The organism is Amycolatopsis sp. cmx-4-61 (assembly GCF_046548775.1).
GTDB lineage: Bacteria > Actinomycetota > Actinomycetes > Mycobacteriales > Pseudonocardiaceae > Amycolatopsis.
In genome coordinates this window covers 225036-238068 of the sequence record NZ_JAEBEI010000005.1, presented here as the reverse complement: position 1 = coordinate 238068, position 13033 = coordinate 225036, and the positions used below count along the sequence as shown (strand labels likewise).

9 protein-coding genes are annotated in these 13033 nt (G+C 72.5%); 4 read left to right on the top strand and 5 right to left on the bottom strand.

Features of this window, described 5'->3' with window-relative positions; translation table 11 throughout:
- Position 1: 1 nt before the first annotated feature.
- The 5 genes from def to pdxA all read right to left on the bottom strand — a co-directional run bounded on the left by def (position 2) and on the right by pdxA (position 8529).
- The gene (gene def, locus ACLJOU_RS18050) at positions 2-502 is read right to left on the bottom strand and encodes a peptide deformylase (protein ID WP_410568762.1); all 501 of its coding nucleotides are present in this window, start codon (positions 500-502) and stop codon (positions 2-4) included.
- Between the two features lie 274 nt (positions 503-776).
- Positions 777-5474, bottom strand: coding sequence for a DEAD/DEAH box helicase (locus ACLJOU_RS18045; RefSeq protein ID WP_410568760.1), 4698 nt, complete (start codon positions 5472-5474; stop codon positions 777-779).
- Positions 5467-6255 (bottom strand): DeoR/GlpR family DNA-binding transcription regulator, encoded by a 789-nt coding sequence (locus ACLJOU_RS18040; protein WP_410568759.1) that lies wholly within the window; start codon positions 6253-6255, stop codon positions 5467-5469. The genes ACLJOU_RS18045 and ACLJOU_RS18040 overlap by 8 nt, the downstream gene beginning before the upstream one ends.
- Entirely contained in the window at positions 6227-7504 is a 1278-nt protein-coding gene (locus ACLJOU_RS18035) for an MFS transporter (protein ID WP_410568757.1), read from the bottom strand. Before ACLJOU_RS18035 ends, ACLJOU_RS18040 begins: the two co-directional genes overlap by 29 nt.
- Positions 7501-8529 (bottom strand): 4-hydroxythreonine-4-phosphate dehydrogenase PdxA, encoded by a 1029-nt coding sequence (pdxA, locus tag ACLJOU_RS18030; protein ID WP_410568755.1) that lies wholly within the window; start codon positions 8527-8529, stop codon positions 7501-7503. Before pdxA ends, ACLJOU_RS18035 begins: the two co-directional genes overlap by 4 nt.
- 338 nt (positions 8530-8867) lie before the next feature.
- Here pdxA and ACLJOU_RS18025 point away from each other — a divergent pair, with 338 nt between their 5' ends.
- From ACLJOU_RS18025 to ACLJOU_RS18010, 4 genes are all read left to right on the top strand, one after another.
- Entirely contained in the window at positions 8868-10700 is a 1833-nt protein-coding gene (locus ACLJOU_RS18025; RefSeq protein ID WP_410568753.1) for an Hsp70 family protein, read from the top strand.
- 45 nt (positions 10701-10745) lie between these two features.
- Complete coding sequence (locus tag ACLJOU_RS18020) at positions 10746-10940, top strand: DUF3046 domain-containing protein (protein ID WP_247062976.1); 195 nt, start codon at positions 10746-10748, stop codon at positions 10938-10940.
- 237 nt (positions 10941-11177) lie between these two features.
- The gene (gene recA / locus ACLJOU_RS18015; protein WP_410568750.1) at positions 11178-12224 is read left to right on the top strand and encodes a recombinase RecA; all 1047 of its coding nucleotides are present in this window, start codon (positions 11178-11180) and stop codon (positions 12222-12224) included.
- Between the two features lie 217 nt (positions 12225-12441).
- Positions 12442-12969 (top strand): regulatory protein RecX, encoded by a 528-nt coding sequence (locus tag ACLJOU_RS18010; RefSeq protein ID WP_206792461.1) that lies wholly within the window; start codon positions 12442-12444, stop codon positions 12967-12969.
- Positions 12970-13033: the final 64 nt, after the last annotated feature.

Sequence of the window (13033 nt, the reverse complement as noted above, 5' to 3'; positions counted from 1 at the left end):
GTCAGCGCTTCCAGAACCAGTCTTTGTCGCGCGCTTCGCGCAGAGCGGTCTTCTTGCGCTCGGCGGTGAGCCGGTCGAGGTAGAGGACGCCGTCGAGGTGATCGGTCTCGTGCTGCAGGCATTGCGCCAGCACGTCTTCCCCTTCGACCTCGATCGGCTCGTTGTGGACGTCGACGCCGCGGACCTTCGCGTGCTTCGCCCGTTTGGTGGGGAACCACAACTCCGGCACGGACAGGCAGCCTTCGTCGATCTCGTGCGTTTCTTCGGACAGCTCGACGATCTCGGGGTTGATGACGTACCCGGTCAGCCCGGCAACGTCATAGCTGAAGACGCGAAGCCCGACGCCGATCTGCGGCGCGGCCAGCCCGGCCCGCCCGGCGGGCTTGACGGAGTCGACCAGATCCCGCACGAGCGCCTCGAGCTTCTCGTCGAACACGGTGACCGGATCGCAGACGGACTTGAGGATCGGATCACCGAAATAGCGCAGTTCGCGCATCGCCATGAGCAGAACATCCTTCGTGCGTGTCGGACTGGCAGCTTAGGCCAGCCCGCACCGGCGCCGTAGGCGAATGGCCAACCCGGCCGCACCGGCTCGGACGGGTTGGTGCTTGGGCGGCGCGAGCTGGGGCGGCTCAGCCCGGGCGGGCACGGGTGTTGCCGCAGCGGGTCGGCTCTGTCGGCTGGGTGGGCCAAGGCGAGGCGGTGCCAGAGAACTACCCGGCGGGCCATTCGGAATCCTGGCGAGGAAGTTCCCCGCTCTCCCTCGGGGCGACCTCTCAGGCTCGCAGGCGCAGGCCGGAGGGGGTGGCGCGGAAGCCGGCCTCCTGCAGGACCTCCGCCAGCTCCGAGGTCAGCGCCTGCTCGCCGTCGGCGCGTTGGACCGACAGCTGGCCCAGCCAGCCCTCGCGGACCGCTGCCGACAGGGCCTGGGCCGCCTCCGACAGTGCCTGGCGCTCCTCGGTGAAGCTCAGCAGGGAACGGCCTCCTCGCTCCACGTACAGTGCCGGAACTCCGTCGACCAGGACCGCCAGTGCGCCGGCCTTGCGGGCGGGGCGGTGCTTCGTGTCGCCCGTCGCCGCCGGCCAGGGGAGGGCCGCGCCGTACGGTTGGGCCGGGTCCGCGGCCGCCAGGACCACCGGGCGGCCCGGTGCCGGACGGCCCGGGCCCGACAGCGCGCGCAGGCGGTCCACCGCGCCCTTCGCCGCGAACTGGGCCGCGCCCAGGCCCTCCACCACGTAACCGCGGATCACCTGGCCCGTGTCCTCCATGCCGCGGAGCACCTTGTAGATCCCGGAGAACCCGCCCGTGACGCGTTCGGTGTCCAGCGCGCCGCGGGTCAGGACGCCGTGGCGCTCCAGGAAAGCCTCCGTCCGCGCGTGCGCGCGGCGGGTCGCGTCGGTTTCGCGGGGCGGGGTCAGGGCCCACCGCCCGGCGACCGTCGGCGGCCCGGACCGCGACGGCATCTGCGGCCGGCCCGCCCGCAGCCGCGCGTACCGGCCGCGGGGCGCCTGGCGGCGGGGCTTGTGGGCGCCGTGCCCGGCGACCTGGGCCCGCAACGGCCCCAGCGTGTCGCCCGTGACCAGCCCCGCCCAGACCAGGTCCCACAGCGCCGCCACGACTTCGGCGTCGTTCGGAGCCTTGTCCACCAGCACGGTCGCGCGGTCCACCAGCTGGCGGAAGAACAGCGCCCCGCCCTCCAAAGTGGACACGATCGCGTCGTGCAGCGGGCCGGTCGGGATGTCCTCGACGACCTCCGGCAGCAGCAGGTCGGCGACGTCGGTGGGGGCGAGGGCGATCCAGCCGTCGCCACCGGAGAGCGCGCCGCAGCCCGCCCACGTGACCTCTCCGGCCGTCGTCAGCTCGTCCAGCAGCGCGGGCGAGTAGCCCGGCAGCCGGCCGGGCAGGATGAGCGACTCCACCGCGCTCGCCGGCAACGGTGCCCCGGCGAGCTGCTCCACCACCGACAGCACGTCGTCCGCCGTCGGGGCCGCCCGGACGCGGCCGCCGAACCCGTGCCACGCGGGCAGGAACCGGCCCAGCGCCGCCGGCTCGACCGGCTCGACCTCGGCTCGCAGCTTCGCCAGCGACGCCCGACGCAGCCGCCGCAGCACGGCCGCATCGCAGTACTCGACGCCGACGCCGTGGCTGTCCGGATGCCCGACCGGGCTCAGCTCGCCCCGCACCAGGCGGCCTTCCCCGGTCATCCGGTCGAGCACCCCGGTGACGACCGCCGTCCCCAGTCCGAACCGCGCGGCCGCGTCCGCCGCGGCGAACGGGCCGCGGCCCCGGGCGTAGCGCGACAGCAGATCGCCGAGCGGATCCGCCACCGGTTCGGTGAACGCTTCGGGCACGCCGACCGGCAGGGCGGTGCCCAGCGCGTCACGTACCCGGCCGGCGTCCTCGATGGCCAGGAACCGTTCCGAGCCGCCGATCCGCACCCGGATCGCCCGCCGCGCGGCTTCCAGCTCGGTGAGCCAGCCGGCCTGGATGCCGCGTTCCGCGGCCTCCTCGACGGTCAGGTCGCCGAGGAACCGCAGCAGGTCGGCGGCGTCCTCGGCCGAGCGCGCGTGCCTCTCCGGCTCGAGCCGCTGCAGCGACCGTTGCACCTCGACGACGGCTTCGGGGTCCAGCAGTTCCCGGATCGCCTCGGTGCCCAGCAGCTCGGCCAGCAGCGCCGAGTCCAGGGACAGGGCCGCCGCCCGCCGCTCGGCCAGCGGTGCGTCGGTCTCGTACAGGAACATCCCGACGTAGCCGAAGAGCAGGCTGCGCGCGAACGGCGACGCGGCCGGCGTTTCGACCTCCACCAGCCGGACCTTGCGGGACCGGACGTCGGCCATCAGCTCGCGCAGGCCACTGACGTCGTAGACATCCTGCAGGACCTCCCGCATCGCCTCCAGCACGACCGGGAACCGCTCGTACTTCGCCGCGACCGAAAGCAGCTGCGACGCGCGCTGCCGCTGCTGCCACAGCGGGGTCCGGCGCCGCGGGTCCCGGCGGGGCAGCAGCAACGACCGTGCCGCGCACTCCCGGAACCGGGCTGCGAAGACGGCCGAACCACCGACCTCGGCGACGATCAGCTGCTCGACCTCCTCGGGATCCAGCAGCACGTCGTCCGCGCCGATGGTGACCTCGCCGCCGTCGGCGTCCAGCGCGTCCGGCAGCCGCAGGACGATGCCGTCGTCGGAGTGCGCCACCTGCGCGTCCACCCCGCGGTTCTCCCGCAGCCGCGCGGCGATCGCCAGTGCCCACGGCGCGTTCACCTGGGCGCCGAACGGCGAGTGCACGACGATCCGCCAGTCGCCGAGTTCGTCGCGGTAGCGCTCCAGCAGGATCGTCCGGTCGTTCGGGACGTGCCGGGTGGCCGCCTTCTGCTCGGTCAGGTAGGCGAGGAGGTTGTCACACGCCCGCTCGTCGAGCCCCGCCGCCTCGGCGCGTTCGCGCGCCTTCGTATCGTCCGAAGTGGACAGTTCGCGGACGAACTTGCCCAGTGCCCGGCCGAGTTCCAGCGGGCGGCCCGGGGCGTCACCCTTCCAGAACGGCATCCGCGCCGGCTCGCCCGGCGCCGGCACCACGATGACGCGGTCGTGCGTGATGTCGGTGATCCGCCACGAGGACGTGCCCAGCAGGATGGTGTCGCCGACGCGCGATTCGTAGACCATTTCCTCGTCGAACTCGCCGACGCGCGACCCCGGCTTGTCGTCCCCGCCCGGCGTCATGACGGTGAACAGGCCGCGGTCGGGGATGGTGCCGCCCGACGTGACGGCCAGCCGCTGCGCGCCGGGCCGCCCGCGCAGCTCGCCGGCGATGCGGTCCCAGGTGATCCGCGCCCGCAGTTCGCCGAACTCCTCGCTCGGGTAGCGGCCGGCGAGCATGTCGAGCACCGCGTGCAGGGCGTCGTCCGGCAGCGCGGCGAAGGGGGCCGCCCGCCGGACCAGCGACGCCAGGTCCGGCACCGTCCACGGTTCCAGCGCCACCATGGCGACGACGTGCTGCGCCAGCACGTCCAGCGGGTTGCGCGGGTAGCGGACGGCCTCGATCGCGCCGCTCGCCATCCGCTCCGCGACGACCGCGCAGGAGACGAGGTCGCCCCGGAACTTGGGGAACATCACCCCGGACGACACCGCGCCGACCTGGTGACCCGCCCGGCCGACGCGCTGCAGCCCGGACGCCACCGTCGGCGGCGCCTCGATCTGCACCACCAGGTCGACCGCGCCCATGTCGATGCCCAGCTCCAGCGAAGACGTCGCCACCACGCACGGCAGCTGCCCGGACTTCAGCGCCTCTTCGACGTGCGTGCGCTGCTCCCGCGACATCGACCCGTGGTGGGCCCGGGCGATCACCGGGGGCGCGCCGGTGCTCACCCCGGACTGCCCGACGGCCTCCGCCGGGAACGCGTCGGCCGGGGTGAGCTCGGTCTGCTCGGCGGCCAGCTCGTTCAGCCGGGCGGTGAGCCGCTCGGTGAGCCGGCGCGAGTTGGCGAAGACGATGGTCGAGCGGTGCGCGCGGATCAGGCTCAGCACCCGCTCCTCGACCGCCGGCCAGATCGACGGCCGCTGCACGGGATTGCCGGCCATCTCCTCCATCGTGCCCAGGCCGCCCGGCGCGATGTCCCCGGGCGGGAACGCCTCGGTCATCGACTCCAGCGACTCAAGCGACTCCGGCGACCCCAGTGACTCGAGCGCGTCGAGCGGGCTCGGCGCCGGCCCGCCGCGCGGTGCGTCGAGGTTGCCCATGTCCTCGACCGGGACCTCGACGCGGACCTCGATGGTCTTCGCCAGCTTCGGCTGGACCACGCGCACCGGACGGCCGCCGGCCAGGAACGCGCTCACCTCGTCGACCGGGCGGACCGTCGCCGACAGGCCGATCCGCTGCGCCGGCTTCGGCAGCAGCGCGTCCAGCCGCTCCAGCGACAGTGCGAGGTGCGCGCCGCGCTTGCCGCCGGCGACCGCGTGCACCTCGTCGACGATCACGGTCTCGACGCCGCGCAGCGACTCCCGCGCCGACGAAGTGAGGATGAGGAACAGCGACTCCGGCGTGGTCACCAGCACGTCCGGCGGGGTCTTGGCGAACGTGCGGCGCTCGGCCGCGGTCGTGTCGCCGGTGCGCATGCCGACCTCGATGCCGGGCACCGGCAGCCCGAGCCGGCGGCTGGCCTGCGAGATGCCGGCGAGCGGGGCCCGCAGGTTCCGCTGGACGTCGACCGCCAGCGCCTTCAGCGGCGAGACGTAGAGGATCCGGCAGCGCTTCGTCGCTTCCGCCGGCGGGGGCTCCACCGAGAGCCTGTCCAGCGCCCAGAGGAACGCCGACAGCGTCTTGCCGGACCCGGTGGGCGCGACGACGAGGGCGTGCTCACCCGCGTGCGCGGCCCGCCAGGCCCCTTCCTGCGCCGCGGTGGGCGCGGCGAAGGCCCCCGCGAACCAATCCCGGGTCGCGGGGGAGAAGAGGTCGAGAACGTCAGCTGCCACGTCATTCATGATGCGCGGCACCACCGACAATTTCCGGCGCGCCGGCGACGATCACGCTCTGGGCGAACTGCGGGAACGCCACATCCACCCGCGGCTCGTCGGTGATCAGCCGGTGTTCGCGGTCGAGCGGCGTCCAGTAGGAAAAGGGGGCCTGGTCCAGCTTGGAGTGGTCGGCCAGCACGTACGCCTCGCCGCCCGCGTGCAGCATCGCGTGCTTGACCACCGACTGCTCCAGTGACGAGCAGCACAGCCCCCGGCCGGCGACCACGCCGTCCGCGCCCAAGAACACCCGGTCGGGTGAGATGTGCCGCAGCTGCGCCAGCACGCTCTCGCCGAGGATCGCTTCGCCGGCGTGCCGCAGGCGGCCGCCGAGGACGACCAGGTCGATCCCCGCGAAGCCGGCGAGCTCGCGGATCGCGTCCACCCCGTTCGTGACCACGGTCAGCCCTTCGCGGTGGGCGAGGTGGCGGGCGAGCCTGCCGGTGGTCGTGCCCGCGTCGAGCAGCACCACGTCGCCGTCTCGGACGAGCGCGGCGGCCTGCCGGGCGATGGCGTCCTTGGCCGCGCCGTGCTCCCGCTCCTTCTCGCGGGGGCTGCGCTCGGTGTCGAGCGCGCCGCCGTAGGTGCGGACGACGTGCCCGGCTCCGGCGAGCGAGGCGAGGTCGCGGCGGATCGTCGACTCGGAAACACCGAACTCCCGGGCCAGCTCCGCGATGCCGCCCGAGCCGTCACGGACGGCCTCGAGCAGCATCGCGCGCCGGTCACGGGTGCCTGGTCGCGGCTGGGACATGGGCCGACCCTTCCACAGTCGCGGGTTTCAGCCCGAAGAACGCGAGCCCGGCGGCCACGGCGAGGAACGCGGCCAGCACGACGAACCCGGTGGTCGCCGTGCCGGTGACGTCGGTGAGCCAGCCGACCAGGTAGGGGCCGGCGAACCCGCCGAGGTTGCCCAGTGCGTTGATCAGGCCCATCGCCACGGCGACCACCTCGATGCCGAGGATCCGGCTGGGGATGGCCCAGAACGGCCCGTACGGCATGTAGACGCCGGTCGCCACGACGCACAGCAGCACCAGTTGCACGGCCGCCGGCCAGTGCCCGAGGTTGCCGAGCAGCAGCCCGGCGATCGCGACGAGCAGCGGCACGGTGACCGCGAGCCGCCGGTTGCCGGTGCGGTCGGACCAGTGCGCGCAGGCGACCATGCCGGCCAGCGCCAGCACGTACGGCACCGCCGACAGGAAGCCGACGGCGGTGGCCGAGCCGCCGGTCATCGTCTTCACCACCGAGGGCAGCCACAGGGAGAAGCCGTAGAAGCCGGTGATCCAGAAGAAGTAGACACCGACCAGCAGCAGCACCCGGCGGTCGGCCAGCGCCTGCCGGTATCCCCGCTTCGCGAACGCCGGTTTCGCGTCCTCCTCGGCCTTCAACGTGGTTTCGAGGTACTCGCGTTCCGCCGGGGAGATCCACCGGGCCCGCGCCGGCCGGTCGGCCGCCGCGAACCACCAGACGACCGCCCACACCAGCGGCGGCAGGCCCTGCAGGACGAACACCCAGCGCCACGACATGTGATCGAGCATGAAGCCGGACAGCGGCGACATGAGGATCGCCGAGATCGGCAGGCACGTCATCCACAGCGCGTTCGCCCGCGCCCGTTCCGCCTGGGGGAACCAGGACGCCAGCAGGATGAGCACCGCGGGCCACACCCCGCCCTCGAACAGCCCGAGCAGGAGCCGGGCCAGGTACAGCTGGGTCTCGTTCCGGACGAGCCCGCACAGCACCGCCGCGACCGCCCAGGCGAGCATCAGCAGCAGCACGGTCTTGCGGGCGCTCCACTTCGCCGCCAGCACCGCCGCCGGGATCTGCAGCACGAGGTAGCCGACGAAGAAGATGCCGCTCGCCAGCCCCTTGGCGCTGCCGGACAACGGGAAGTCGTCGCCGATGTAGGGCAGGATCACCGCGACGTTCGTGCGGTCGAGGTAGGCCAGCATGTACATGACCACCGCGACGGGGATGACGTACGCCCAGCGCTTGCGGGGGATCACCGGAGGCTCGGCGGGTAGATGGCGGGCAGTTTCCGGGCGTACGGCGCCAGGGTGGCCGCGGCCTTGAACGCCGCCCGCATGGTGCCGTGCGAAGCCCGGCCGGTGCCGGCGATGTCGAACGCCGTGCCGTGGTCGACCGACGTGCGCAGGATCGGCAGGCCGACCGTCACCGACACCGTGCCGTCGAAGTCGTACGTCTTCGACGCGATGTGCCCCTGGTCGTGGTAGAGCGACAGCACGCCGTCGAACTGGCCCTGGATCCCCATGTGGAACACGGAATCCGCGGGAATCGGGCCGACCACGTCGAGCCCGGCCACCCGCGCGGCGGCGACCGCGGGGGCGATCGCGATGATCTCTTCGTCGCCGAACTTGCCGTTCTCCCCGCCGTGCGGGTTCAGCGCCGCCACCGCCAGTCTCGGCTTCTCCGTGCCGAAGACCTGCAGCGCCGTGTAGGCCTCGCTGATCGCGTGTTCGATGTTCTCCCGGGTGATGTGGTTGATCGCTTCGCGCAGCGAAAGGTGGCGCGTGGCGAAGAAGATCTTGAGCCCGGAGACCCAGAACATCGTGTTGAACCGGGTGGACCCGGTCAGCTCGCCGAGCATCTCGGTGTGCCCGAGGTGCTGCGAGCCCGCCGCCCAGATGGCCTCCTTGTTGATCGGCGCGGTCACGACCGCGTCGACTTCGCCGGCCAGCGCGAGCCGGGTGGCGACCTCGATCGCGCCGACCGCCGCCGCGCCCGCGGTCGCGTTCACCTCGCCCCACGGCAGGTCCTCGGTAACCACGCCGAGGTTGAGCACGTCGATCACGCCGGTGGTGAAGCGCGCGTCGGCGACCGTGGCGATCGGGTTGATCTCCAGGTGCAGGCCGAGGTGCCGGACCAGGCGTTCCAGCACGATCGCGTCGCCGACCGCCACGCCGTGCGCCAGCTGGAGTGCTTCGGGCTCGGCGAGGGTCTTCAGGGTGATCTCCGGGCCGATGCCCACGGGGTCGCCGAGGGTGACGGCGAGGACGGGGAGGTCGCTCACGAGTTCTTCCTTCCGTGGCCGGGTGGCCGGGTGGTCGCGGAGTTCCGGGCGGACGAGCGGGGGTGCTCGCCTGCCCGCAACACGGTGCTCCCGCCCCGAAAGTTCGCCCGCCCGCAGCGGTGTGTGAAGGCGAGCTGTGCCGGGTATTCGCGTTCCTCATCGCTCCGATTATGCGCAGTTCGATCAACTTCAATGACCGAACTGTGCAACTATCGTGCACCTTGATCACCACCCGCGTCAAGGCGCAGTGACTTTCCCGGGTCCGCACGCACGGTGACCGCGCGCATGGCAGCATCACCGCGGGCGCCGTCGGGCGTGTTTTCGCGAAGGGGAGTGCTGTGCGGATCCTGTCGGTGGACCTCGGGACGTCCAACACCGTCGCCGTGCTTTCGGCGCACGGCAGGCCGCCCCGGGTCGTCGAGGTGGACGGCTCGGCCAACATGCCGTCGGCGGTGTTCGCCACCGAAGAAGGCACGCTCATGGTCGGCCGCGACGCCGAGCGCCGCGCCCGCCTCGACCCGACGCGCTTCGAGCCGAACCCCAAGCGCCGCATCGACGAGCAGACCCTGCTGCTCGGCACCGACGTCGTCCCGGTCGCCGACGCGCTGGCCGCCATCCTGCGCCGCGTGCTCGAGGAGACCTCGCGCCAGCTCGGCGGCGAGCAGCCCGACGAGGTCCGGCTGACCCACCCCGCGCAGTGGGGGCAGACGCGCCGGAACGTGCTGGTGGCCGCCGCCCGGCTCGCCGGCATGGGGCCGAACATCCTGCTGGTGCCCGAGCCGGTCGCCGCCGCCGCGCACTTCGCGTCCTTCCCCGGCAAGTCGCTCGCCCCCGGCCAGGCGCTCGCCGTCTACGACCTCGGCGCGGGTACCTTCGACGTCGCGGTCGTCGGCGCCACGCAGAACGGGTTCACCGTGCTCGCCGAGGACGGCCTGCCCGACCTCGGCGGCCTCGACGTCGACCAGGCGCTGATGGTGCACGTCGGGCGCGAGGTTTCGCACTCCGACCCGCAGCGCTGGCAGCGGCTGCTGCGGCCGGAGTCCACGGCTGACCGGCGCACCCGGCGCGCGCTGCAGGAGGACGTCAAGGCGGCCAAGGAGGCGCTGTCGCGGCACCCGCAGACCGAGGTGCCGATGCCCGAGCCGTTCAAGGACGTCCTCGTCACCCGCGGTGAGCTGGAAGGCCTGGTCCGGCCGGCGATGCTGCGCAGCGTCGAACTGCTGTCGCGGACGCTGCGGTCGTCGGGGCTGACCCCGGACCGGCTGGCCGGCATCTACCTCGTCGGCGGGTCGAGCAGGCTGCCGCTGGTCGGGACGATGATCGCGGAGAAGCTCGGCGTCGTGCCGGGCAGCCTCGACCAGCCGGAAACGGCCGTCGCGCTGGGTGCGCAGCACGTGGCCCGTGACGGGCTGGCCGTGCGCACGCAGAACGTCGAGGGGGCGGTGGCCGCGGGTGCGCCGCCGCACCGGCCGCAGTACGCGCCGCCGCCTCCGCCGCCGTCTCCGCAGTACTACGGGAACTTCCCGCCGAGCGGCCCGCAGCCGGTGCCGTCGAACTTCCCCGCGTACACGCCGGAGCAGGCCGAGCCGAAGCGCGGGAAGAAGAAGCTGCTCATCGGCATCGCCGTCGCGGTCGTCGTGGTGCTCGCCGCGGGGCTGACCTTCTTCCTCACGTCGTCGTCCGCCGTGCCGACCTACACGGCGGACCAGTGCAAGACGCCGGGGCAGGCCGACGACAAGGGCTTCACCGGCTGCCTGCGCCAGCTCGCCGGGAAGATCGCCGACACCGGCGACTGCAAGCCCGGCATGGGCAACGGCCCGGCGGCGCCCGCGCAGAGCCTGGGGGCTTCGTCGACCTGCTCCGCGCCGGGCCGGGCGGGCACGCAGGTGACGTACGTCCACGGCGACAGCGCCGAGGCGCTCAAGCAGTACACCGACGGCCTGCTCGCCTCGGCCGGCGGCGACCGCACCGAGGCCGACTGGGGCGGCAACGGGCTCAAGGGGCACTACTCCTCGGCCGCGGGGAAGACGTCGGCGGTGCTCGTGTTCACCGTGTCGGACCGGCCGCTGGCGGGGTTCATCTACCAGCTGAACACCAGCGAGCAGGCGGCGGCGACCACGCCGGGGACGCTGGCCGACTACTTCGAGGCGAGTGTGCAGCCGGGTCGGTAGACGGCGCGAACGGGCCGTTCGCGCCCTGCGGTTAAAGTAGGTCCGATGCGGATCACGGTTTTCCGGCGGCTGATGGCCGACGAGTTCGGCCCCGGGCGGGCGCAGGTGCTGGCCAGGGACCACGTCCTGAGCGCCCTCGGCGGGCGCACCGTCGACCAGGCGCTGACCGCGGGAATCCCGGCCAAGGAGATCTGGCGCGAGGTCTGCGACGCCTTCGACGTCCCCGCCGAACGGCGCTGACCTGGGCGGATACGCGCGGGTCCTGACCCGGGCGGGCGAAAACCCTACCGCAAGGGTGTGTCGCTGCCGACCTCGAACAGGTGTTCGTCTAAGGTGTTGTCCACATCGGGTCCAGCGATCCACAGATTGGGCGCCGCGCCTGGAATTGTCGGTCCCCGCCGCTAGCGTCGGACCGGACAGCTGAAGAACCGACACAGAGAGCCCTCGACGGGGCTCCGACCAGCGAGGTGGACTTCCATGCCTGCAGCACCCGACAAGGACAAGGCGCTCGAGCTCGCGCTCGCGCAGATCGACAAGCAGTACGGCAAGGGCTCGGTCATGCGCCTCGGCGAGGACACCCGGCCGCCCATCGCCGTGATCCCCACCGGGTCGATCGCCCTCGACGTCGCGCTCGGCATCGGCGGCCTGCCCCGCGGCCGGGTCGTCGAGATCTACGGCCCGGAATCCTCCGGTAAGACGACGGTCGCCCTGCACGCGGTGGCGAACGCGCAGCGCGCCGGCGGCATCGCGGCCTTCATCGACGCGGAGCACGCCCTCGACCCGGAGTACGCGAAGAACCTCGGCGTCGACACCGACGCGCTGCTCGTCTCCCAGCCGGACACCGGTGAGCAGGCGCTGGAGATCGCGGACATGCTGATCCGCTCCGGCGCGCTCGACATCCTCGTCATCGACTCCGTCGCCGCGCTCGTGCCGCGCGCCGAAATCGAGGGCGAGATGGGTGACTCGCACGTCGGTCTCCAGGCCCGCCTGATGAGCCAGGCGCTGCGGAAGATCACCGGTGCGCTGTCCAACTCGGGCACCACGGCGATCTTCATCAACCAGCTCCGCGAGAAGGTCGGCGTCATGTTCGGCTCCCCGGAGACGACGACCGGTGGCAAGGCGCTGAAGTTCTACGCGTCGGTCCGCCTGGACGTGCGCCGCATCGAGACGATGAAGGACGGCGGCGAGGCGGTCGGCAACCGGACCCGCGTCAAGGTCGTCAAGAACAAGGTGGCCCCGCCCTTCAAGCAGGCCGAGTTCGACATCCTGTACGGCCAGGGCATCTCCCGCGAGGGTTCGCTCATCGACATGGGTGTCGACCAGTCCATCCTGCGCAAGTCCGGTGCCTGGTACACCTACGAGGGCGACCAGCTCGGCCAGGGCAAGGAAAACGCCCGCCGGTTCCTGCGCGACAACCCGGACATCGCCAACGAGATCGAGAAGCGGATCAAGGAGAAGCTCGGCATCGGCCCGCAGCTCGACGCGGAAGCCGTCGAAGCGGTCCCGGCGCCGGTCGACTTCTGATCGGGGTGGGGTGCGGGATTGGGTGAGGTGTGCTCGCGGGACGCGCTCGCCCTTATCCCTTCGCCGTGTTCTCCGGGGTCGAACCCCCGGAAACCCCACCAGGGGGCCAGGCCCCCTGGACCCCCGGCCGGGGTTGCGGTGGGTGGTGACCTGCGGCTGGGGTGCGTGATCCGGTTGTGACGAACGAGGAGTGATCCAGGTGGCGAGGGCGCCGAAGGTGCCGCCGGCCGAGCTTCCTCCCGAGGAGCGGTACAAGAAGGCCAAGGAGATCTGCTTCGACCTCCTGGCCGCCCGGCCGCGCACCCAGGAAGAGCTGCGGCAGGCGCTGCACCGCAAGGGGTTCGACGAGGAGACCAGCGAGGCCCTGCTCGGCAAGCTCGACCGGGCGGGGTTGGTCAACGACGCGGAGTTCGCGGAGCTGTGGGTGAAATCCCGGCACGCGAACCAGGGCCTGTCCCGCACCGCGCTGGTGGCCGAGCTGCGGCGCAAGGGTGTCGACGGCGAGGTTGCCGCGCAGGCGGCCGGCGAGGTCGACCGCGAGTCCGAGGAGCAGATGGCCAGGGAACTGGTCCGCAAGCGCCTCGGCTCGCTCGGCAACGTCGACGAACAGACCGCCCTGCGGCGGCTGCTGGGCTTCCTCGCACGCAAGGGCTACCCGCAAGGCCTGGCCTACACCGTGATCAGGGAGGAACTCCGCGCGTACGGTGCGGAGTCCACCCTGCTCGACGACGCCGTCATCGACTGACGGCCCTCGGCGGTCCGGCCCGGCAAGCGCCGGGTGACGGTGCGCTGTGCCAGACAGGTTCCGG

Excerpts from the sequence above, each read along its gene's own strand:
- recA (WP_410568750.1), top strand. The coding sequence starts at position 11,178 with ATGCCTGCAGCACCCGACAAGGACAAGGCGCTCGAGCTCGCGCTCGCG.
- def (WP_410568762.1), bottom strand. The coding sequence starts at position 502 with ATGGCGATGCGCGAACTGCGCTATTTCGGTGATCCGATCCTCAAGTCC.
- ACLJOU_RS18040 (WP_410568759.1), bottom strand. The coding sequence starts at position 6,255 with ATGTCCCAGCCGCGACCAGGCACCCGTGACCGGCGCGCGATGCTGCTC.
- ACLJOU_RS18045 (WP_410568760.1), bottom strand. The coding sequence starts at position 5,474 with ATGAATGACGTGGCAGCTGACGTTCTCGACCTCTTCTCCCCCGCGACC.
- ACLJOU_RS18020 (WP_247062976.1), top strand. The coding sequence starts at position 10,746 with ATGCGGATCACGGTTTTCCGGCGGCTGATGGCCGACGAGTTCGGCCCC.